General features: G+C 42.6%; 16 protein-coding genes and 1 tRNA gene. 8 read left to right on the top strand and 9 right to left on the bottom strand.

What is annotated here, in order from left to right; all coding sequences use genetic code 11:
* Nucleotides 1-245: 245 nt before the first annotated feature.
* Nucleotides 246-333 (bottom strand) — tRNA-Ser (locus D0T57_RS11295).
* Between the two features lie 399 nt (nucleotides 334-732).
* Between D0T57_RS11295 and D0T57_RS11290 the strand changes: the two genes are divergently transcribed.
* Nucleotides 733-1,947, top strand: coding sequence for an NAD(P)/FAD-dependent oxidoreductase (locus D0T57_RS11290; protein WP_163273596.1), 1,215 nt, complete (start codon nucleotides 733-735; stop codon nucleotides 1,945-1,947).
* 42 nt (nucleotides 1,948-1,989) lie between these two features.
* On the opposite strand, the gene D0T57_RS11285 is transcribed toward D0T57_RS11290, so the two are convergent.
* A complete protein-coding gene (locus D0T57_RS11285) occupies nucleotides 1,990-4,065 on the bottom strand; it encodes a S9 family peptidase (RefSeq protein ID WP_185154672.1) in 2,076 nt (691 codons plus the stop codon).
* 314 nt (nucleotides 4,066-4,379) lie between these two features.
* On the opposite strand from D0T57_RS11285, the gene D0T57_RS11280 reads away from it, so the two are divergent.
* A complete protein-coding gene (locus tag D0T57_RS11280; protein ID WP_163273594.1) occupies nucleotides 4,380-4,934 on the top strand; it encodes a 30S ribosomal protein S16 in 555 nt (184 codons plus the stop codon).
* Between the two features lie 111 nt (nucleotides 4,935-5,045).
* On the opposite strand, the gene D0T57_RS11275 is transcribed toward D0T57_RS11280, so the two are convergent.
* Nucleotides 5,046-6,029: a cation diffusion facilitator family transporter gene (locus D0T57_RS11275; protein WP_163273593.1), complete on the bottom strand. Its 984-nt coding sequence runs from the start codon at nucleotides 6,027-6,029 to the stop codon at nucleotides 5,046-5,048.
* Nucleotides 6,030-6,429: 400 nt separating this feature from the next.
* On the opposite strand from D0T57_RS11275, the gene D0T57_RS11270 reads away from it, so the two are divergent.
* Nucleotides 6,430-8,085, top strand: a complete 1,656-nt coding sequence (locus D0T57_RS11270) for a hypothetical protein (protein ID WP_163273592.1) — start codon at nucleotides 6,430-6,432, stop codon at nucleotides 8,083-8,085.
* Nucleotides 8,086-8,152: 67 nt separating this feature from the next.
* On the opposite strand, the gene D0T57_RS11265 is transcribed toward D0T57_RS11270, so the two are convergent.
* Both D0T57_RS11265 and D0T57_RS11260 read right to left on the bottom strand, forming a co-directional pair.
* Entirely contained in the window at nucleotides 8,153-8,749 is a 597-nt protein-coding gene (locus tag D0T57_RS11265; protein ID WP_163273591.1) for a peptidylprolyl isomerase, read from the bottom strand.
* A 107-nt stretch (nucleotides 8,750-8,856) separates the two neighbouring features.
* Nucleotides 8,857-10,044, bottom strand: a complete 1,188-nt coding sequence (locus tag D0T57_RS11260) for a MalY/PatB family protein (protein WP_163273590.1) — start codon at nucleotides 10,042-10,044, stop codon at nucleotides 8,857-8,859.
* 267 nt (nucleotides 10,045-10,311) lie between these two features.
* Between D0T57_RS11260 and D0T57_RS11255 the strand changes: the two genes are divergently transcribed.
* Nucleotides 10,312-10,623, top strand: coding sequence for a hypothetical protein (locus tag D0T57_RS11255; RefSeq protein WP_163273589.1), 312 nt, complete (start codon nucleotides 10,312-10,314; stop codon nucleotides 10,621-10,623).
* Between the two features lie 2 nt (nucleotides 10,624-10,625).
* On the opposite strand, the gene D0T57_RS11250 is transcribed toward D0T57_RS11255, so the two are convergent.
* The 4 genes from D0T57_RS11250 to D0T57_RS11235 form a co-directional block, all read right to left on the bottom strand.
* On the bottom strand, nucleotides 10,626-11,054 hold the full coding sequence (locus tag D0T57_RS11250; RefSeq protein WP_163273588.1) for a PaaI family thioesterase: 429 nt from the start codon (nucleotides 11,052-11,054) through the stop codon (nucleotides 10,626-10,628).
* 4 nt (nucleotides 11,055-11,058) lie between these two features.
* Entirely contained in the window at nucleotides 11,059-11,595 is a 537-nt protein-coding gene (locus D0T57_RS11245) for a Hint domain-containing protein (protein ID WP_163273587.1), read from the bottom strand.
* A 109-nt stretch (nucleotides 11,596-11,704) separates the two neighbouring features.
* Entirely contained in the window at nucleotides 11,705-13,549 is a 1,845-nt protein-coding gene (glmS, locus tag D0T57_RS11240) for a glutamine--fructose-6-phosphate transaminase (isomerizing) (protein ID WP_163273586.1), read from the bottom strand.
* Between the two features lie 730 nt (nucleotides 13,550-14,279).
* Entirely contained in the window at nucleotides 14,280-16,589 is a 2,310-nt protein-coding gene (locus tag D0T57_RS11235) for a glycoside hydrolase family 20 protein (RefSeq protein WP_163273585.1), read from the bottom strand.
* 122 nt (nucleotides 16,590-16,711) lie between these two features.
* On the opposite strand from D0T57_RS11235, the gene D0T57_RS11230 reads away from it, so the two are divergent.
* From D0T57_RS11230 to D0T57_RS11215, 4 genes are all read left to right on the top strand, one after another.
* Nucleotides 16,712-19,060, top strand: a complete 2,349-nt coding sequence (locus tag D0T57_RS11230; RefSeq protein WP_163273584.1) for an ATP-dependent helicase — start codon at nucleotides 16,712-16,714, stop codon at nucleotides 19,058-19,060.
* Between the two features lie 124 nt (nucleotides 19,061-19,184).
* Nucleotides 19,185-20,717 carry a pectate lyase gene (locus tag D0T57_RS11225; protein ID WP_163273583.1) on the top strand — a complete coding sequence of 511 codons (1,533 nt, stop codon included), beginning with the start codon at nucleotides 19,185-19,187 and terminating at the stop codon, nucleotides 20,715-20,717.
* A 282-nt stretch (nucleotides 20,718-20,999) separates the two neighbouring features.
* Complete coding sequence (locus D0T57_RS11220; protein ID WP_163273582.1) at nucleotides 21,000-22,358, top strand: hypothetical protein; 1,359 nt, start codon at nucleotides 21,000-21,002, stop codon at nucleotides 22,356-22,358.
* Nucleotides 22,359-22,454: 96 nt separating this feature from the next.
* Nucleotides 22,455-24,011, top strand: a complete 1,557-nt coding sequence (locus D0T57_RS11215; protein WP_163273581.1) for an OmpP1/FadL family transporter — start codon at nucleotides 22,455-22,457, stop codon at nucleotides 24,009-24,011.
* Nucleotides 24,012-24,071: the final 60 nt, after the last annotated feature.

Below are 24,071 nucleotides of genomic sequence, written 5' to 3'. Positions count from 1 at the left end.
AACTTTAGTTTTTGTTTTTCAATCGACTTATAGTCGACACTCACACGAATTTTATTCGTAATTTAACCTATGGATTTTCAATCCATAGTCGTTAAGTTGAGCGCCTTTTATCTAAGATTAATCTAATATTCATGTGCAATTTATTTGCAATTTTAATGACGTCAAATGCCTCCAATTTTGCAATAATTATTTAATAAAAACAAAATAAGCCACTTACAATTGTTATGTAAACGGCTTATTCTCAGCGGAGAAGAAGAGATTCGAACTCTCGATACCCTTTAGGGGTATACACGCTTTCCAGGCGTGCCTCTTCAACCACTCGAGCACTTCTCCAAAGTCGTTGAGTGTGCAAAGATAAACGATATTTTTGAATTGACAAGAGAGCAAAATAGAATAGTTATTTTAAACAGGTTTTCAAAAGGGCAAGAGATTGGCTGTATACTTGAATGAAAGTGTCGGTGGATGTAATTTTATACATTGCAAAATGTTGTATAGTATTGAAGAAATCAATTTTCCTCGCGATTCTATTATTGTACTTGATAATGCTATAAAATCTTCTTGTCAATTTTGATTTGCCAAAAAACAAATATCTTTGACCTTTAAACCATGTTGATTTGCTATCTTTGGCCGTAGTTTTCGTTACTCAAAACAGGTGACGATTTGGTAACGGAAGCTCTACCAAAGGGTACGTTTCTTTGCTCTTTAAGAAAGGATTTCAAAACAAAATACAATATGAATAAAACGATATACGACTGTATAATAATAGGAGGAGGCGTCAGCGGCATATCTTTCGCCCATTATCTACATACCTCCGGCAAAAAGGTGCTGGTACTTGAACAGGAAAGTAAAGCCGGCGGACAGATAAAAACCCTGCCCTCTGCCACAAAAGAGGGCTACTGGCGCGAATTGGGTGCACATACCTGTTACAATTCCTACACACATCTGCTAAGCGTAGTAAAGGATATAGACGGTAAAGACCTGATACAACCCCTCGGCAAAGGTAGCTATGTGACATTTGCCGACAGGCAGATAAAAAAGATGTTTGCCAAAATGTCTGTCCTGCCGATGATGATTAACGGTTGGAAGGTATTTTTCGCCAAGAAGGAGAATAAAACCGTAAAAGAATACTTTAGCAAGATAGTAGGCCGCACGAATTACGACAAGCTGTTCAGGTACTTGTTCCGCGCCGTGATATCGCAGAATGCCGACAATTATCCGGCACAGATGTTCCTTAAGCGCAGGAATGGCCGGTTTAAGGAATTTCCACGCAAATACACGTTTACGAAAGGGATATCGTCATTTATAGATGCCATAATAGAAAAAGATGGTTTGCAGGTAGTTGCATCCTCTACAGTAGAATCTATAGAAAAGCTTGCAGACGGATATAAGTTGACAATGGCACAAGGAGAAGAATATCAGGCTACAAACATAGCTCTGGCTACCGACCCGCAAACATCGGCAAAGTTGCTGGCTGACATAGAGCCTGCCCTATCGGGATTGCTGGCTACAATTCCTTTGTACCATACCGAATCGCTGAACGTAGTTGTACCAAAAGACAGGCTGGATATGGATGCTATAGCGGGTATAATATCGTTGTCGGACGATTTCCATTCGGCGGTGTCGCGCGATCTGGTTGAAGACGATAAGGTGCGCAGTTTTACATTCCACTTCCGCAAAGGAGAGAAGGCAGATGACGAAAAATACCGTATTATACTGAATGTGCTGAATATCTTACCTGCCGATATACAGGAGGCTAACGAGGTAAAACACATTTTGCCTTCGCTTGAGATACAGCATATAGGCATGGCCGGCAAGGTAGTACAAGCCCGCAGGCATGATGATATATTTATATTGGGCAACTATTTCTATGGCTTGTCGATAGAGGACTGTATCAACAGGTCGCACGACGAATGGTTGAGGTATAAAGAACCCCTCCGGTCTTCCTGAAAAAAGAATACAGAGGGGCTATTCAATTAGCTAATGGCTAAATTACTTTAAATGTGCATCGAACCAGCGGAAAAACTCACGTTGGAACAACACTCCGTTCTGAGGTTGAGCTATCCAGTGATTTTCGTTAGGGAAGATAAGCATACGTGCATCAAGGCCTTTGAGTTTGGCTGCATTGAATGCCATCATGCCTTGCGATGCAAGGATACGGTAATCAAGTTCGCCGTGAGTGACCATGATAGGTGCGTCCCACTTCTCTACAAAGCGGTGAGGCGAATTGGCATAAGAACGTTGGGCAATCGTATTGCTCCTATCCCAGTACGAGCCACCCAAATCCCAATTGGCAAACCACATCTCCTCTGTTTCCAGATATTGGGCTTCGAGGTTGAAGATTCCCGCATGAGACAAGAATGCCTTGAAGCGCTTGTTATGGTTTCCTGCCAACCAGTAAACTGAAAAACCTCCATAGCTTGCACCTGTACATCCCAGCTTATCGGCGTCTACAAACGGTTCTTTAGCCAAAGCGTCTATTGCCGAAAGGTAGTCTTTCATATTCTGGCCTCCATAGTCGCCACTGATCTGTTCGTTCCACTCCTTTCCGAATCCCGGCAATCCGCGTCGGTTAGGCGCAACGATAATATAGCCATTTGCCGCCATTATCTGTAAGTTCCAACGGTAAGACCAGAACTGGCTGACTGTGCTTTGAGGCCCTCCCTGGCAATAGAGCAGGGCAGGATATTTCTTGTTAGGGTCGAAGTTTGGCGGATAGACCACCCATGTAAGCATTTGTTTGCCATCGGTAGTGGTTATCCAACGGTCTTCTACCTTACCCATCGTAAGCTGGGCGAGTATCTCTTTGTTTTCGAACGACAGTTCGGTAGCTTCTCCGTTTTTCAGGCTTACCGAATAAACTTCGTTTGGTTGCGACAAGCTATGGCGCAAAGCTATCAGCAGATCATCGGCAAGAGCAAACTGGTCGTAGTCGAAGTCTCCACTAGTCAGCTTGCTTATCTCGCGGGTATGGATATAGGCTTTGTAAATGTGGGTACGGGCTTCGACACACGACAAGAAGTAAATGCTTTGGTTGTCGGTGTTCCATACCATGTAGTCGGTATTGTAGTCGAAATTCTCGGTAACATATATCTTCTCCTTTGTCGAAAGGTTCATTACAAACAGCCTGTTCTTATCCGACTCGTATCCATCGCGCTCCATACTTTGCCACGCTATATATTTGCCATCAGGCGAAAACAAGGGGTTGATATCATAACCCATCATGCCTTCGGTAAGGTTTATAGTCTCCTTCGTTTCTATATTGTAGAGGTAGATATCGGAGTTGGTCGATACCGAATAATCTTTTCCTGTTTTCTTGCGGCAGGTATATGCGACAGACTTGCTATCGGGGCTCCAAGCCAATTGCTCAGTACCTCCAAAAGGCAGCATAGGGCATTCGTAAGGTTCATCGCCAAGTATATCCACATCGTTGGCTAGCGACGATCCATCGTAGTCGGCTACGAATGTATGCGGAATCTCCTCCACCCAGTGATCCCAATGCTTGTACATCAGGTCGTCGACAATGCGTCCCGAAGCCTGTGGCAAGTCGGCATACCTGTCGGCAGTGCGTTCGCCAAACTTCACCATTTTGATGTACATCACTTTCTTCTCATCGGGAGAATAGGTGAAGCCTTGTATTCCACCATCCACATTGCTTATCTGCGTGCGGTTGTTACCATCAGCATTCATTTCCCATATCTGCGGGCTACCGCTTTCGCTACTGAGGAAAGCTATTTTTGCACCTCTTTTTATCCATACGGCATTGTTCTCGCCTTTGGGTGTTTGGGTTATTTGCTTTTTGCCGGAGCCGTCTACGTTCATTGTAAACAGTTCGCGGTTGGTCTTGTTCTGCTCTATGCTCACATAGGTTACGCCGTAAAGCACTTTCACCTTGTCGGGCGATATCTGTACATCGCTTACCCGTCCGAAGCTATGTAAAATTTCGGGAGTCATAATCCCGTTTTCAGCTTTTACGGTAGCCTTGCCGATAAGGGGCGAAGAGGCGTCGTCTCCGGCTTTCTTGGTTGGATTGCAGGCTGCGAGAGCCGCTCCGCATACTAATGCCATAATAGATTTATTCATATATTTCTTTTTGTGAAACCCTGTAATCAGTATTTCCTTAAACAACATGGTTTATAAAGATATTAAGGCTATACTTATTCCATTGTTTTATATTAATTTTAAGAACTCAAAGGTATCAGTTTTTTGTAAGACATACAACCCCGGAAAGATGAAGACAGGGCAAACTCTCGCTCACGCAGACTTGCCATGCAGAGTTTTTATCAGATAAAACCAATATTATATTGATAATAACAAACTTATTCTTACCTTTGCACCCGCTAATAACAATTATGTATAATTAAAATTAACTAAAGAAAGAAATGGCTACAAAGATCCGTTTACAAAGACGAGGACGTAAAGGTTATCCTTTTTATCACATCGTCGTTGCAGATAGCAGAGCTCCACGTGATGGAAAATTTATTGAAAAGGTTGGTACATACAATCCTAATACCGATCCTGCTACAATATCTTTAAATTTCGACAGGGCTTTGTACTGGTTGCAAATTGGTGCTCAACCTACCGACACTACACGCAACATTCTTTCTGAGCAAGGGGTTCTATTGATGAAACACCTTCTTGGTGGAGTGAAAAAAGGTGCATTCACCGAAGCCGATGCTGAAAAGAAATTTGAAGCATGGAAAGCTGAAAAAGAAAAAGGCACACAAGCTCTTATCAGCAAGAACCAAACAAAAGCACAAGCAGATGCTAAGGCTCGCATGGATGCAGAAAAAGCTGCAAACAAAGCTAAAGCAGAAGCAGTGGCTCAAAAGAAAGCAGAAGAAAATGCTGCAAAAGCTGAGGCTGAAGCTGAAGTTGCTCCGGCAGAAGAAGCTGCTCCTGAAGCAGAAGCACCAGCTGCAGAAAGCGCAGAATAAATCTAAGCAATATCTATTCTCAGAATATATTGAGCATAAAGATTTAAAGACTAAAAAAGCCTGTGGATTCCACGGGCTTTTTTAGTTTGTATTATCCGTATAACAGGAAGATTAACTCTCCTCTACCTTGGTCAGCCGGTCGAGCGAGAACGGAATACGTTTCAGAAATACCTCTTTCCGGTGCGGACAGTCATTGACAGTACATACCCTGCAATACTTTTCGAGGCACGAATCCGAATGAATGGATATAATAGTATCTTCGGGAAAAATATCCGTAAGGCAAAGGCGCAGATCTTCGCAACGGTCGTGTCCTTCAGTTATATTATAATACCACGGAAGAGTAAGGTCGCAGTCGATAAAGCGGTCGCTACCATATTTCAGGGCTTTGAGGTTGTGGATATCTATCCAGTCTTCTTTGCGATGTTTGTTGATGGCAAGCGTTATCTTATCAAGCGTTTCCCGGTCTGCCGTGTCGATAAGGTTGCTGATAGTTTTGCGCAGGATGTTTATCCCGGTAAATATAATAATACTTCCGAATATGATTGCCAATGCACTGTCTATCCATGCCAGTTTCGTGAAATGAAGGATTAACAAGCCTACAACCAATCCTACTGTAGAATAAAAATCGGAATGCAGATGCTTACCCCCCGATACGAGGGCTATGGAATCGTACTTCCTACCCTGCCTGATACTATACCACCCCAACAGATAGTTGACCAGTCCGGCAAAGGCTATAACAGCAATACCGATATCCAGTTTTTGTATCTGTACTGGTGAGAAAAGGCGCAGAATGGCTTCGTAAATGATAACAGACCCTGCGGCAAAGATGAGTATTCCCTCTACCGATGCCGAAATAAGCTCTATCTTGCCATGTCCGAAAGGGTGGTCTTTGTCTTTGGGGCGCGATGCCCGGTTTATGGCATACAGGCTGATAAACCCGGCTACGACATTGACAATACTCTCGAGCGCATCGGTAAGTATCCCTACCGAATTGGTGAGGAAATAGGCTATAAACTTACTAATCAGCAGAAATATTCCGCAGACTACTATTACAAATTGTACCCGTTGTTTTATTTTTCCCGGCTCCACGCTCATGGTCAATTATTTTATAATTAAGGACAAAATTATAAATACTTTTGATTAAAAAGTTTAATACATTGTAATTTTATAACAGACGGGAGACGGTTAGGTTCATGCAAACTTTATTACTGATAGCGAATAGAGGGAAAGGTGGAACCAACTAGTATGGCGTACTTCAACTTTTTAACACCAAAGATTAAAAATTATTTATTTTCCGTTAAACCTATTGCATATTTGGCAGTCAATATATACAAACACGGGTATTAACTATAAACATGCAAACCCTATGGAGCAACAAAGAACAAAAACAAAGGACAATGTCGAATAATATCATCCGGTATTTTCAATTACCCCATCTTCTCTGAAATCGTAAAAACCTCCGTACTCTACAGTTACGGCTAAAATACTTATCGCCATGAAACAAATAATATACTTTATCAGCCTTATTAGCTTATTATTTCTTTATCCTGCATGTCGCAAGCAAGATAATAATCGCATACAGGATAATAACACAAATATCCCGCAACAGGAAGAAGCCTATTATAACGATAGCATCCAATATACGTCTCCGTATGCAGATGAAGAATATCAGGCAGATAGTCTCTCTTTCTATAATTATCAGTCACCGGCTAGCAAAAGTAATTATATAGGCGAATATAGCGAGAGTGGAAGCAGAAGTACAAACTACAACGAGAATAACCTCTCACCCCTTTCTCCCTATTACCTGAACACCGAAACTCTGATGTCGGCAGATAAGACACAGGTTGACAGGTACGATTGGCACGACTGGTCGTTTGGAACAGGAAATGCTGGCTATAGTAATAATACTCAGGATGATTATTATACCGGATATTACCAATATGAGGAATATCCTTCTTACCCTCCATATACAGAAAATTATTATATCAATGACATTGATAACAATTACTACTATTACGATGATTATTACTACGATTACTCATCACCCAATTACGTTTACCCGTCAATACCCAACAGACCTGGTATATCGAGACCCAACAAGCCAAACGGGCCAAATATAAATAAACCAAAACCGGGAAAACCGGGAGCCGGAAAGCCAAACTGGGTATATCCCTGGAAACCGAATCCAATCAAGCCTCCGCAAATTACAAGACCTGAAAGGCCTTCCATACCGGAAGTTCCTTCAAGACCCGAAATACCGTCAAGGCCGGAAAGACCCAATATTCCAACGGTTCGACCTACACCCGGACACAATGCCCGTCCGGGAACGGGCCAACCAAACGAACAACCCGCGACACGCCCCGGAACGACTCGTCCAACCGAAAGACCAAGCTCTGGAAATGTAACAAGACCTTCGTATAATTCTCAAAGCGAGGGACAAGACAGAAGAAACAGAGAAAACCAAGAGGCAGAAGCACGCAGGCAGAGAGAAAATAAGGAAAGACAAGATCGAGAAAAACGCGAAGCCGAAGCCAAACGTCAACGCGAGGAGCAAGACAGAAAAAATCGAGAAAACCAAGAGGCAGAAGCACGCAGACAGAGAGAAAATAAGGAAAGACAAGATCGAGAAAAACGCGAAGCCGAAGCCAAACGTCAACGCGAAGAGCAAGACAGAAAAAATCGAGAAAACCAAGAAGCGGAAGCACGCAGACAGAGAGAAAATAAGGAAAGACAAGATCGAGAAAAACGCGAAGCCGAAGCCAAACGTCAACGCGAGGAGCAAGACAGAAAAAATCGAGAAAACCAAGAAGCAGAAGCACGCAGACAGAGAGAAAATAAGGAAAGACAAGATCGAGAAAAAAGTGAAGCCGATGCCAGACGTCAACGCGAGGAGCAAGACAGAAGAAACAGAGAGAACCAAGAGGCTGAAACACGCAGACAGAGAGAAAATCAGGAAAGACAAAATCGAGAAAAACGCGAAGCCGATGCCAGACGTCAACGCGAGGAGCAAGACAGAAGAAACAGAGAGAACCAAGAGGCAGAAACACGCAGGCAAAGAGAAAGTAATGAAAGGCAAGAGCGCGAAAGGCGTGAAAGTGAAGCCAGACGTAATAGCGAAGCCGGCAGGCAAAGCAGCGGACGCACCAGATAAACAAAAAGAGGCTGAATGTCCCAAAAGGGTTCAGCCTCTTTTTGTATTTACTTTTGTCCTCTCTTTTTTAATGTCCTCCGCATCCGCAACCAGAGCCACATCCGGCAGATTCATTCTCACCACAGTTGCAAGAATCTCCATCATCATGTCCGCCACATCCGCAATCACATCCTCCGTGAGGAGCAAATAAAGCTGCGATTTCTTCGGGAGTTGATTCTCTTACAGTGAGAATATTGCCCGAAAAGTTTAATGTTTCTCCGGCCAAAGGATGGTTGAAATCCATCTTAACTACATTGTCCCTTACTTCTACAACAGAGCCGTTGTGCCGGTTGCCGTTGCTGTCCATCATCGGTACAATGTTGCCTTCGAAAATCACATCTTCGTTCAATTTACCATCTTCTTCGAATATATTGCGAGGAAGGTCTACTAAAGCCTCGTCATCATATTCGCCATAAGCTTCGGTAGGAGAAAGTGTAAAATCGAAGCTATCTCCTTCAGCGAGTCCATCCAGGTTTTTCTCGAAAGCTTCGAGCATAGAATTAGTTCCAAAGATAAATTCTAATGGTTGCTCAGGAGTTGCCCTTTCCATCAATTCGCGTTCCTCTCCTTCACCTACATTCAGGTCGTATGTAAGAGCAACAAACTTATTTGTAGAAATTTTCATTTTAGGATATTAGTTTGTTTTTAATTAGTAATAATGAGCCAATGACAGCTCTTTTATTTTATATAGGATATAGGCAATAATTGTGCCCAATTTCATCTAAAACAATCTCAGGATTGTGTTTGTTTTTGTTCTATAGCTTTCTTAAGGTTGTCCAAAGCCTTTTTAACAACAGATAATGGCGTACCGATATTCAGGCGCATAAAACCTTCTCCGCCTTGTCCAAACATTGCACCATCGTTTAGTGCCAGTTTGGCATCTTCTACAAATAAAGCATTTAATTCTGTTTGAGATAAATTGAGTTGCCTGCAGTCTAACCATATCAGGAAAGAAGCTTGTGGCAACATCGCTTTTATTTGAGGTATGTTGACCTTAAGATATTCGTCCACAAAGGTAATATTTTTCCATAGATAATCTTTCAATTCCGCAAGCCAATCATCTCCATAATTATAAACGGTTTCTGCTACCAGGTATGCAAAGATATGTCCGCTTTCAAGCTCACTTTTCTCTAGGAAGTGATGGAACTTTTCGCGCAGTCCTTTATTAGGAATAACAGAAAAAGAACTGATAATACCTGCAATATTAAAGGTTTTGCTCGGTGCCATGAAAGTAATACTGTTTTGGGCAGCTTTTTCCGATACACTGGCAAATGGGATATGCTTGTTGGGATCGAAAGCTAAGTCGGAATGTATTTCGTCGGAAATGACAAGGATATTATTATCATAGCATATCTCTGCAATATCAGATAATTCCTGATGTGTCCATACACGTCCGCCGGGATTATGAGGATTGCATAAGATAAGCATTTTGCACGATGGATCGATCAATTGCCTCAAGCCATCCAAATCCATCATATATTGTCCGGCTTCGAGTTTCAGCGGATTATCTACTACTACACGCTGGTGCATATCGGGTACGATGCGGAAAGGATGGTAAACCGGAGGTTGTATTATAACCTTATCTCCGGGTTTGGTAAAACAATCGGTCACGAAAGCTATTCCTTTTACAATGCCGGGAATAAATGATAGCCATTCTTGCTCTATCTGCCAATTGTGTTGGCGGGCTACCCACTTTATAATAGAACTGTAATATTCTTGAGAAGGGCTGGTATAGCCAAATATGCTATGTTTAGCGCGTTCTATAATAGCTTTTTCCACGCATGGCGGCGATTTGAAGTCCATATCGGCTACCCACATTGGAATTAAATCAGGATTACCATAGCGTTCGCCTAAGGCGTCTACCTTAATGGCATTCGTACCTTTACGGTCTATTATTTCATCGAAGTTATATTTAGGCATCTTATTTTGTGTTTATGAATGTTGGCACAAAGATAGTACTATAAAGTACGAGTTGAAAGATTTTTGTTATTCATATTTTATGCGAAAGATTAATTTCCTATAATAAGAGCCTGTTTAAATTTTAGCCTAAATTTAAGCAGACTCTAAAAATTCTTCATTACTTTTGTTCAAAACAAATTTATGATGCCTGGATATTTATATATAACGCTTCCTTTTATCCTTTCCTTTTTTTTCGCATGTACTCCGTATAATGCAAAAGAAAGCAATATGCGTTTGATACAAGGGCGTTGGCTGCTTGTTGATGCCATTCATGCCGATAAAGAAATAGATTCGGTAGAAGTAGATTATCGAAGAAACAGAACCGAATTATTTTTTGAAAATGGAAAGGTAGACCAATATATGTTTGATATGCAAGATACTGTCTCGTGGTCATATATGCTGAAAGGCTATAAACTTGCCTTGGCGAAGGATACTATTGTGACTCGTGTGTTTCTTATAAATAAGTTGACTACAGATTCTTTAATACTATCTGACTCAATCAGCAGGCTTAAGTATATCAGGTTAGACGAGCAAGAGTAGTTTTATGCCGGGGAATGGGTCTTCTTTACTACAGCATTGGTCACCCGCACCGATGAAATCAGATGCCCCGTTTTGTCGGATACCACATTTACATCCCATATATGGGTAGTACGTCCTTTGTGTATAATCGTACCTTTGGCTTTTACCGTATCGCCTACCCGTGTACTCGATATATGGCTGGCACTTATCTGCATGCCAAAGCATACTTCGTCTTCTGCACACAACATATTCGATCCGGCACCGGCAACTGTCTCTGCCAGCGATATGGTTGCGCCTCCATGCAATACGCCTAGTGTTTGCGTAAGCATCTGTTCTACAGGCATAAATGCTTCAAGAGACTCTGGGTCATCGGATTCTGTAAATACGATTCCCAAAGTCTCCATCAATGTACCCTTCAGATGATCTGTTATTCTTTGCGGATCAAGCTTCATTTTATCAGTTGAGCCCTACGAGGAAGCCGTTGGCGACAATAGCATCGTTCTCGGTGTTATCTTCGACTTCGAGGCTGTATGTGTTAATCGGATCGAGTATTCCTTGTATAATGTTGACTTCTACATAGTCTGTTGTAGTAACATTGTAGAATAGGGTAAATTCACCAAGATTGTAACGCGCTACCTGCTGGTATTTCTTATTTATCATTGTTTGATTGGGATCGATAGATGCCCAGCCTTTTTCGGCTAATATAGGATGTTCTACAGTCATTATCAACTGAACACCGTTTTCCAACGTTACGCGAACCAAGCGGTTCATCATCACTTTGTTTATTTTCGTAACTTCTCTCTCTTCGTAAACCTTATCTTTTGCATTGAAGACCAATATTTCATCGCCGACAGCAATTTCTTCTATTTTCTTTTTCGATTCGTCTGCCATTACGATTTGTGTTCCGGCAGCTAAACTGCTTTGTGCGTTAAGGTTGGTTCCAATTAACAGAAAACTTACCAGCACCAAAAAGGTGATTTTAATTCTCATCATAATATCTTTATGTGTATAGTTTTTGCAAATATAAGAATATTTTAGGATAACTGGGATATTTGCTTTCCTTTAACCTAAAATATTCTTATATCTTATTTGTATCTCCTGCTTACTCTACTGTCACCGATTTAGCAAGGTTTCGAGGCATATCCACGTCCCTGTTTTTATTCACGGCAATGTGATAAGCCAATAGCTGCAACGGTATGGATGTCAGTAGCGGGTCGAGGCATTCCAACGTAGCCGGTATTTCTACATAATGGTCGGCCATAGCTTTCATCGTTTCATCGCCTTCGTTTATGATGGCTATAACACGTCCTTTGCGTGCTTTTATTTCCTGTATGTTGCTTACTACCTTTTCGTATATCGCACTGTGTGTGGCAATAGAAACTACGGGCATCTCGTTGTCGATAAGGGCGATAGGCCCATGTTTCATTTCGGCGGCAGGATACCCTTCGGCATGGATATACGATATTTCTTTCAACTTCAATGCGCCTTCGAGGGCTATAGGATAGTTGTAGCCGCGTCCCAGATAGATAAAGTTTTGCGCATAAGTAAATATAAGCGAAAGTTCTTTTATCTTATCGTTCAACGAGAGTATCTTCTCTATTTTCGATGGTATGTTTTGCAGTTCTTTTATAATGCTTTTATAACGCCCGGATTCTATTGTGCCTTTTTCTTTGGCTATAGCCAATGCCATCATAGTCAATACGGTAACCTGTGCCGTAAATGCCTTTGTAGATGCCACCCCGATTTCGTGTCCGCAATGGGTGTACGAGCCCGAATCTGTATTGCGCGGTATGGACGAACCCACTACATTACATACTCCGTAAACGAATGCACCCGCCTTACGTGCCAGTTCGATAGCCGCCAGCGAATCGGCAGTTTCGCCCGACTGCGATATGGCGATAACAATATCGTCGGCGTGTATTACTGGGTTCCTGTACCTGAATTCCGAGGCATACTCTACTTCTACAGGAATGCGGCAGAAGTCTTCGAAAAGGTATTCGCCTATCAGTCCGGCATGCCACGATGTACCACATGCTATGATGATGATACGGCGGGCATTGATGAATTTTTCCTTATAGTCAATAATACCCGATAGCGTGACATTAGTGCCTTCCACATTGATGCGCCCGCTCATGCAGTTCATCATCGTTTCGGGCTGTTCGAATATCTCTTTGAGCATAAAGTGCGGGTAGCCGCCCCTCTCCAGTTGACTGAGGTTCATTTCCAGTTCCTTTATCTCATGGGTTTTCTCTATGTTCGATATGGTTACTATTTTCGGTTCTTCGCCACGCTTGATAACGGCAATCTCCTCATCGTCGAGATATATTACCTTGTTGGTATATTCTATGATGGGCGAAGCATCCGAACCGAGGAAGTATTCTCCATCGCCGATCCCTACGACCAACGGACTGCTTTTGCGAGCTGCTATTATCTGGTCGGGGTTTCCTTTTTCTATCACAGCGATGGCGTATGCTCCCACTATCTGATTGAGAGCAAGCTGCACGGCTGTAAACAGGTCACAGTTGTTTATTTGCTTTATATATTCGATAAACTGCACAAGTACTTCGGTATCGGTACTGCTCTGGAACGTATAGCCTTTGCTTATCAGCTCGGCCTTGAGCACAGCGTAGTTTTCTATTATACCATTGTGTATGAGAGCAAGCGATTCGCTTTGTGAATAATGGGGGTGGGCATTTGTATTGCTGGGTTCGCCATGTGTTGCCCAGCGTGTATGGGCGATGCCTATTGTTCCGTTTATGTCTTTGTCTTTTGCAAAATCTTCGAGGTCTTTCACACGTCCTTTGGCTTTGTAGACCGACAATTTGTTCTCTTCGTTTATCATAGCCACTCCGGCACTGTCGTAACCTCTGTATTCGAGTCTATGCAATCCTTTGATAAGGATGGGATAGGCTTCGCGAAAGCCTATGTATCCAACTATTCCACACATATAATTTTGATTAGGTTTACAAAGTAAATTAAAACTAGTATATTGAGCGTAAATATTGTGCAAATGTATCAAAAATCTTTCAAAAACGAAAGTTTGTTTTCTTTATGATTTTATTTTTTATGATATTTGAATTGTCTGTTATATTTTGTGCCACAAAAAAACAAGCCATGCGAACTTCACAGCTCACATGGCTCTACACTTCACAAACTACACAAAACTTGCGGTTTTCTTTTAACTATCAAAAATCTAAACTAGTATTACTATATTTTTTATATCTGTATATATTGGCATTTATTACTCTTAGCAGCTATTATATTCGAAAGAAAATATTTTGCTTATCTTGATATTGTAAAAGTAACTTGTCTTTGTGATAAATAGTATCCTTTTTTTGTGTTTTTTATCTATTTCTTGTTTCTAAATCAACCTAAGTGTTACGGATTTCTTTCAATTAACATAAAAGAAGATAACGCGACTTAAATATTTTTTCATTTTTTGAAAAATTGACATCAATTCCTTTCGGAAATCGAAAATATGATAAAGTTTTCCGTTTCGTCAACAGTTGATATTTTCTTTTGCCCTTAATGCCAATCAATGGTTAAATTATCGGCTCCTTTTTATACTGCACGCGGTATGAAAAAGAACAATTTGCATATAATAATGCCGTTTAACAAACAGAAGGTGCCTTTTGTTGAGACACCTTCCTGACGAGAACGATTTGTTCCGGAATGTATTATTCTATCATAATTTCGTCTATAAACAAGAATGCAGGCGTACCCTTTCCGGCATGCCAGTCGGGAATAGTTCCGGTATTCTTGGCGGTAATCTTTACATATCTTGCATTCACCGGGGTAAATTGGGCAGTGAGGTCGACAGTACTTGTCGGGCGTACCTTATCCATTACCGGGTAACTTTCGTCATATACCTGTTTGTATGCCTTGCCATCTTCGGATACGGCAACAGTGTAACCTACCGCCCCGAATATCCACGAAGATTCTACCTCGTATGTTCCGGTTACCACTTTCGATATTTCTTGTACCTCGCCAAGATCGACTATTCCTATAAAGTCGTTGCCGAAGAATCCAAGCCATTCGGCGCTGGCAAACCCGCCGCTGCCTCTTCTGCCATCTACAAGTATGGATGGATTGAAAGCATAGTTCTGGTGGGTTGGGTTTACCAGTTCGATGCCTTTTAGTGTGGCTTTGTTAAAATTCAGCTTCTTTTCGTATATTTTACTCTTTTCGTTATCTCTATAGGCTACAGCTTTGATGTCGGCTGTTTGGCCGATATGTAAAGGCTCTTCGTATTTTGTGCTTTTTTCTGTTGGTTCGCTACCGTCGAGAGTATAGTAAACAGGAGCATTGTCGTATGTGAACAACTTTACGATAAGCTCGTTTCCTGCGGGTTTTATTTCTGCGGCAATCTCAGTAATATGGGTTGCATAGTTGTAGCCCATTTTTTTGTAATACTTCATCAAACCGGCCAGGCGTGGCAAGAATTTTTCGTAATCTTTATTTTCAGGCTTGCACCATTGCACTTCGCTGAGGGCTGCTATACGGGGCATGAGCATATATTCTACCTGTTGGGTATTGTTTATATACTCTGTCCACATGTTAGCCTGTGCACCTATTATGTATTTCTTTTCGTCGTCGGCCAGACTTTTAGACACCGGTTCCAGGCTATATACTTTTTGTACGGGGAGGTAGCCACCGAAAGCCAGAGGCTCGCTATCCTTATCTTCGCCTTGATAGTAATCGAAGTATATATAACTGTTGGGTGACATTATCACATCGTGGTGTTGCTTGGCTGCCTCGATACCGCCCTCTACGCCCCGCCACGACATTACGGTTGCGTTGGGAGCGAGTCCGCCTTCCAGTATTTCGTCCCAACCTATGATCTGGCGGCCTTTACTGTTGAGGAATTTTTCCACGTAGCCGATCATATGGCTTTGCAGCCGGTCTTCTTTCGTGTGGGTTGCATCTGCTGCAAGTTTGAGGGCTTTGATTTTAGCCTGGCATTTCGGGCATTCTTTCCAACGGGCTTTGGGGCATTCGTCGCCTCCTACATGGATATATTCGGAAGGGAATATTTCGATAATCTCGGAGAATACATTTTCCAGAAATGTATATACAGTATCGTTTCCGGCACAAAGTACATCTTCGAACACACCCCAGTCTTCGGCCACCTTATACGGGCCGCCTGTGCAACCCAGCTCTGGATACGAGGCCAACGCGGCTTGCATATGGCCCGGCAGGTCTATTTCGGGAATGACAGTGATAAAACGTTTGGCGGCGTATTCTACCACTTCTCTGGCTTCATTCTGTGTGAAATACCCGCCATATGGTTTGCCATCGTATTCTCCGTCTTTCTTTTCTATCAGGGTTTGAGCCCGTTGAGAGCCTATTTTTGTAAGTTCGGGATATTTCTTTATCTCTATTCTCCATCCTTGGTCGTCGCTAAGGTGCCAATGGAAACGGTTGATGTTGTGTAGGGCAAGAATGTCGATGTACTTCTTTACAAAATCCAGCGGGAAGAAATGACGGCTGACATCCAGGTGCATACCCCTGTATCCGAATCGGGGATAGTCTTTTATTTCCACGGCAGGGAAAACGACCTCAACTTCGCTGTCTTGCACCGGAATAGCCTTGCGCAAAGTTTGTACGCCATAAAATACACCGGCTTCGCAGGCTCCGTCTATTACTATTCGATTGGCATTCACAGTCAGGCTATATGCTTCGGCATTTTCACCTTCGTAGCCTGTCTTGAGGATGATGGCATTGTCGGAGGCATCTGTGTCTGTAATGCTCAGCTCCAGGCCGGTGCTGTATTTGATATATTCGGACAGGAAGGTCGCTGTTTGTTTCTGCACTTCGTTTCCTGCCTGGTAAATAATTAGGGTTTTCCCATTTAGCTCGAACCCTTGCCCACCGATACTGTTAACGGTTTGCGGTAAAGGCACAATTTGGTAATCTGCTTCTACTTTTGGTTTACTACACCCTGCAATGAGTAGTAAAGCCAGTAGGCAAAGAAAGTTTGATTTCATAAGTTTAGTTTAGTTATGTTATTGATAATACGGAATCAAGTGTAAATATACGATAATTCTGTAAATCCTAGACCAGTTAAATCCTAATTATAAGTTATCTTTGCACTTCGCATTTAAAATATATGGACAATATACTTGATAATCTCAACCAACAACAACGTGAAGCTGTTGAATACATAAACGGGCCTTCGCTGATTATTGCAGGGGCAGGCTCGGGTAAGACACGTGTACTTACTTATAAGATAGCCTATCTGTTGCAACAGGGCTTTCATCCTCAAAGCATACTTGCACTGACTTTTACCAATAAGGCTGCCCGTGAAATGAAGGAGCGCATAGCCGAACTTATCGGCTGGCAATATGCCCGTTATCTCTGGATGGGTACTTTCCATGCTGTATTTTCGAGGATATTGAGAACCGAAGCCGAGAAGATCGGATTTACAGCCAATTTTACAATATTCGATTCAGCCGATTCGCGCAATCTGATAAAGACCATTATCAAACAGTTTTTATTGGATGATAAGGTTTATAAACCGGCAAGAGTGCAAGCTATAATCTCTAATGCGAAGAATGCCCTGATCTCGCCGCAGATGTATGCTGCAAACAAAGAGCTGGTAGAGTATGACCGACGGTCGAAAATGCCTGTCGTAAAAGATATCTACAAAGAGTATAATAACAGGTTGAAAGCTTCGAATACAATGGACTTCGACGACCTGCTGTTTCATACAAACTGCCTCTTCCGCGATCATCCGGAAGTGTTGAAGAATTATCAGGAGCGTTTTCAGTTTATACTGGTAGATGAGTATCAGGATACAAACTTTGCGCAATATCTGGTTGTTAAACAGCTTGCCGACGCGCATCATCGTGTATGTGTAGTAGGCGACGACGCGCAGAGTATCTATTCGTTTCGCGGCGCGAATATAGAGAATATACTGAAGTTTAAGGAAGTGTATCCCGAGTCGAAACTCTTCAAGCTTGAGCAAAACTATCGCTCTACCCGCAATATAGTAAATGCAGCCAACAGCCTGATACAGCAAAACAGCGAACAGATAAAGAAGACCATATATTCGGAAAATGACGAGGGTGAGCGTATTGAGATTGCCGGCGCTTATTCCGACTTCGAAGAAGGCGTAATCGTTTCGAACAAGATATGGGACATACGCCGCGACAAGAATGCCTCTTATGGCGATTTTGTAATCTTGTACCGCACCAATGCCCAGTCGCGCATTTTCGAAGAGGCATTGCGCAAGAAAAATATTCCATACCGCATCTATGGCGGCTTGTCGTTCTATCAGCGCAAAGAGATAAAGGACGTTATCGCTTATTTCCGCATGGTGGTCAATCCAAATGATGAGGAAGCCTTTAAACGGATAATCAACTTTCCGGCAAGGGGTATAGGCAATACGACCATGAACAAAGTATTGGCAGCGGCTCGCTTGCACAATGTAAGTTTGTGGGAAATTATAGGGGATTCATTATCATACAATCTTGATGTAAATGCAGGTACTGCCCGCAAGTTGAAAGATTTCAGGACATTGATAGAGAGTTTTATAGAGCAACTGCACGATCTGTCGGCTTATGAACTTGCGGTCGGAATAGTAAAGCAAAGCGGCATTGCTACCGAAGCATATCAAGACCAAACCCCCGAAGGTATGAGCCGTCAGGAAAACCTGCAGGAACTTCTCAGCGGGATACATGAGTTTTGCGAGACGCGCAAGGAGGAAGGGGCTGAAAGCGTTGGATTGCTTGATTTCCTATCCGAAGTGTCTTTGCTTACAGACCAGGATACAGACAAAGAAGCCGGACAGGAGAAGGTGACGATGATGACCGTTCATGCTTCTAAAGGGCTGGAGTTTGACAATGTCTTTATCGTTGGCTTGGAGGAAGACCTTTTTCCCTCGGCTATGGCTAAAGACGAGTATCGCGGGCTGGAAGAAGAACGGCGTTTGTTTTATGTCGCTATCACCCGTGCGCGCGAGTTTTGTATGATAACCTATGCCCGTAGCCGTTTCCGTAATGGGCAGATAAATGCCTGTAATCCCAGCCGTTTCCTGAGAGACATAGATACCTCATACCTCAATGTGAGTAATGGTGTTTTGGGCGGAGGGTTTGTATTCAATAAGCCCGAAACTTATGAAAGCCGGACTTTTGGCGGAGGATACGGTTCCTCATCAAAGGATAATAGTGAGAAAACAGCATATACTTCTTCTGTAGCCAGTGCAGGCAGCTCCAGTTTACCGAAAGCTGCTCCTCCCAAATTTGTGAATACAAAGATTGCCAGCCCTAAAATATCGGCAGGTAAAAATGCCGGGGAAGTAGAAGTTGGTGCAGTGATTAAGCACGAGCGGTTTGGTATCGGCAAAGTAACTGCTGTAACCGGCGATCCCGACAGCCGTAAGGCAACTGTAGAATTCGAAAATTCCGGTGTCAAGCAATTACTCTTGAAATTTGCCCGTTTCGATATTGTCGGATAGGGGGTGATTCTATCTTAAAACAGGGGGCATATAAACCTCTCTTGTATCAAGGGGTGCTTAGTTTTAGGGGAATTGATAATATTTGTAGTACTAAATAATAGCAAACTACAATTTTATCTATCTCATGAAAAATATTTACCTATCTAAGTATCTGCGCTTTGCGTCTATTCTTATATTTTGTTTCTCCCTGCTTGTGGCATGTGGCGACAGCAATGGAGATGACGATATAACTCCCACACCAACACCTCCGGTTATTACTCCCGACCCGTCGTTGCCTACTTATGTCACACCCAAAAGGGATACTGTGCCGGCCTTTCCGGGAGCTGATGGTGCAGGTAAATATGTCTCAGGCGGTGCAGGCGGTACAGTCTATACAGTTACCAGTCTGGCAGACGATGGGTCGACAGGCACATTGCGTTGGGCTATTAATAAGACCGATACCCGCACTATTGTCTTTGCTGTGAGTGGAATTATCGAACTTCAAAAAGAACTGGAGATAAAGAATAGTAATGTAACCATTGCCGGACAAACAGCACCGGGAGACGGTATCTGCCTGAAGAATTACGCAACGAATATTAAGGCTGACAATGTTATAATCAGATATATGCGATTTCGCTTAGGCGATGAAAAGGGGGCAGAATCAGATGCTCTGTGGGGTAAGAACCGTAAGAATATAATAATAGACCACTGCTCTATGAGTTGGTCTATCGACGAATGTTCTTCTTTTTACGACAATGCCAACTTTACGATGCAATGGTGTATCTTGTCGGAAAGTTTGACCAATTCGGGGCATGGCAAGGGCTCTCACGGCTATGGTGGTATCTGGGGAGGGCATATGGCAACTTTCCATCACAATCTGTTGGCGCATCATACAAGCCGCACGCCACGTCTTTGCGGAAGCCGCTATACGGGTAAGCCTGAAATAGAGAAAGTAGACTTGCGAAACAATGTCTTCTACAATTGGGGGCCGACAAACGGAGGATATGCAGGAGAGGGCGGTTCGTACAACTTTGTAAACAATTATTATAAGCCGGGGCCTTCTACAGCGCAAAAGAAATCGTTGGTCTATCGCATCTTCCAGCCATCGGCTGACGATGGCAGTAATACAAACGCTGCAGGTGTTTATGGTTATTTTTATGCCAAAGGGAATGTTTTCGATGGAAGTTCGTCATATATATCGTCCAATTCTTCATACACAAGCCTTATAAGCGAAGTAAATGCAAACAACTGGAAAGGAATGACGCCGAATGGAAGTTTTACCGAGAGCGATTGTAAATCATTATCCGAATTCAAAATTGCAGAATGCGAAACACATACAGCGCAACAGGCTTATGATCTGGTGTTGAAGGGGGCAGGTGCTTCATATAAGCGCGACATTGTAGACGACCGTATAGTTAAGGAAGTGAAAGAAGGCAATTATACTTATAAGGGATCGAAAGGCGGCACATTGGGGATTATCGACAGCCAGGAAGATGTCGGAGGATGGCCTGAATATAAATCGACGGCAGCACTTGCTGATACCGATGGCGATGGAATACCCGACGAATGGGAAACAAAGAAGGGGCTCGACCCGAAAGATAAGACGGATGGCGCGAAGTATAACTTAAGCCCATCTTACACTAATCTGGAAGTATATTTAAATTCGATAGTAGAATAGAATAAGGCTTTTTTATCTTTTAACAATAATCTTAAGGATGATTAAAATGTAGGTGGATTTATACCTGAAATGTGCAGCAGGTTTCTTTTATTGGCATCTTCTATGTACAGTTTAATATAAATATCGTATATTTGCTTCTAAAGTGTAGGGCTCAACTAAGGGGTAAATTAAACCTTTGGGAAAAGAGAGAGTCAAAGAGATAAGATTGAATATAGAATCGAAAATACACTGAACAATCTGACTAAGAAAAAGTATAAACTAAAAATAGAAGGAGAGCAGGTTATGAAAGCTAAAAACTTATTATTGACGTTCCTGATAGCTGCATGTCCCTTCCTTGCATTTGCACAGGAAGACTGGGATGATGTCTATGCTACTTCTAAATCTGACAACAAAAAGAAGGAAGTAAAGAATACAGTTTCGCAAAGGCCTGTTAATCAAAAACAAGTCCTTGTCGTTCGCAATAATGGCGACGTAACTATGGAAACTGTAGGTAATGTCAACATAGATGTAGATGCATACAATCGCAGGGGAGGTTCTGTCGAGGTATATGACAATACCCCACAAGACTCTGTAGCATATGATGATGCAGAATATCAAGCATATCAATACACCGACCGTATAGTGAAATTCCACGATCCGGCAAATAGTGTAAAGATTTCGAGTGATAATGAAATCAATGTTTATGTGACAAACGACCTTTACAGCAACTACTACCGCAACAGAGGCTGGAGTTTCAATATCGGTTGGGGATGGGGAGGTTTCGCCTCTTATTACCCATTCTACGATCCGTGGTACGACCCTTGGTATTACAGCAGCTGGGGTTGGGGATGGAGTCGTCCTTGGTACTATTCCAGTTGGGGATGGGGATGGCACGATCCATGGTATTACAGCAGTTGGAGTTGGGGATGGCATCGTCCTTACTACGGACACCACCACCATCATCATTATAGTTCAAGACCGGTTTACTATGGTAGTGCCGGACGTTCGAGAGGTACTTATTACGGATCGAGATATAATGGATACTATGGAGGACGAGGTTCTTATGCAACATCACGCCCTAGTTCCCGTCCATCTTATTCTAGTTCGCGTCCAAGTTCGCGTCCGTCGTATAGTTCTACCCGTCCGAGCACTCGTCCGAGTTATAATGGAACAGGATCAACGCGTCCTAGTACCCGTCCAAGCTACAATGGGTCAAACTCGAGCCGTCCAAGTACCCGACCAAGTTATGAAGGTACAACAACCCGTCCGAGTACTCGCCCTAGCTACAATGGGTCTACAGGGAGTGGCAACCGTTCAGAGTCTGGTGTAGGAAGTTCTTCATCTTCCCGTCCTAGTACCCGTCCGAGTTATAATGGTTCTGGTAACTCTTCCTCTCGTCCAAGCTATAGCGGATCGAGCAGTAGTTCATCTTCTCGTCCTAGTTCGCGACCTAGTTACAATGGTTCATCCTCTAGCAGTAGTTCCTCTCGTCCTAGTTACAGCGGATCATCATCTTCTAGCAGGAGTTCCAGCCGTCCAAGCTATAGCGGCTCATCGTCGTCCAGTAGCTCAAGAGGGTCTTACAGTTCGGGAGGAGGTTCATCATCCAGCAGCCGTTCTTCCGGTGGAGGAAGCAGCAGAGGTGGAGGACGTGGTAGATAAGTTCATATTAGAGTGAAAATAAATCAATATAAAGAGCTGTTTCAAGTATGCTATAATTCTGAAACAGCTTTTTTGAAAATGTAAAATAACAATATTATGAAGCGTAAAGTTTTATTTGTTTCAGCATTGCTGTTATCTATGGGCTCTGTATTTGCCCAAGGAGAAATGGATGCATATAAGTTGTCTCAGAAAGACCTGACAGGAACGGCTCGTTCGGTGTCTATGGGTGGTGCTATGGGGGCTTTGGGTGGCGATATTTCGGCTATATCTATCAACCCGGCGGGTATAGGTGTTTATAAATCATCTGAAATTGTAACGACACTGAACTTTCAAAATACAAATACAAAAATAGAGTCTGGTTTTGGAAAGTTTGATGAAAGCAAATTCAAGGTGAACTTCGACAATCTGGCCTTTGTGGCTACATTTCCTATTGCCAGCGATGTCGCCCCTCTTATAAATTTTGGATTTTCTTACAATCGTTTGAAGAATTTTCACAGGCAGTATTCTATGGAAGTAGCCAATCCAGATGCTACTCTCACTGATTATATGACTTATAGGGCGAATGGGGTGGCTTTGAAAAATGACGATCCAAATGAATTGTTATTCGATGATGATGATGATATTTATCCTCTTCAAAATTACGACTGGCTGGCGGTACTGGGTGCAAATGCCGGTTTCTTCGGATACGACGATAAAGGATTTTTTACTATAGGTGGAATACCTAAAGGGGCTGATAACTATCTGTATGTACGCGAAAAAGGTTCTGTCGATTCTTACGACTTCAATGTAGGAACAACATTCTCAGATATTGTTAGTGCCGGGCTTACCCTGTCTATTACGGATTTGAAATACCGTTTATATTCGGAACTGTCCGAAGCTTATGCTTCTAATAACTATACTTTGTTTAATGAACTGGAAACGGATGGTTCCGGTATTCAGGTTGGGCTGGGAGTTATTGTAAAACCAATACATCAGTTGCGTCTGGGTATGGCTTACCATTCGCCTACATGGTATAATATGACGGATTATTATAGTGCAGCATACTCGCCAAAAATGACGGGCATCATTCCTGCTCCTACAGGTAATACGATAATAGAGACCGGACGTTTCCAATCGGAAGATTACCGTTTGCGTACTCCCGACAGATGGACATTCAGCCTTGCAGGCATTTTACTCGATCCGGGAGAAGGGCTATTTCCAAAGTTGACAGTTTCTGCCGATTATGTTCTGACCAATTATAAAAACATGAAGTTGCATGATGATGATGGGAATGCCTATGTTGGTGCAAACTCAGATATAGAAAACCATTTCCGTATGGCTTCTACTCTTCGTGCCGGACTGGAAATGCGCTTTACAAACCAATTCTCGGGGCGTGTCGGCTATTCATGGCAGCAAAGCCCGATGACAAAAGAGTTTCAAGATAACCAACAAGAGGTTATGACTGTTGGTTCGGTTACTCATTTCACACTCGATAAGGATACTCATTATTTTACTTACGGGTTGGGGTATAGGTTTACCCGTAGCCTCTATGCCGATCTGGCGTTTGTGATGAGACAGCAAAAAGCAGATATATATGTGTACGATGATTCTAGTAAAGCATCGTGGAAAGATAATACATTTCAGGGACTGCTTACGTTAGGATATAAATTTTAATATTCCTGTGTTTTTATAGCAAAAAGGGGCAATCATTGTGATTGCCTCTTTTTGTTGAGT

Source organism: Dysgonomonas sp. 511 (assembly GCF_010501105.1).
Classification (GTDB): domain Bacteria; phylum Bacteroidota; class Bacteroidia; order Bacteroidales; family Dysgonomonadaceae; genus Dysgonomonas.
This window is presented reverse-complemented; position numbering and strand designations above follow the sequence as displayed.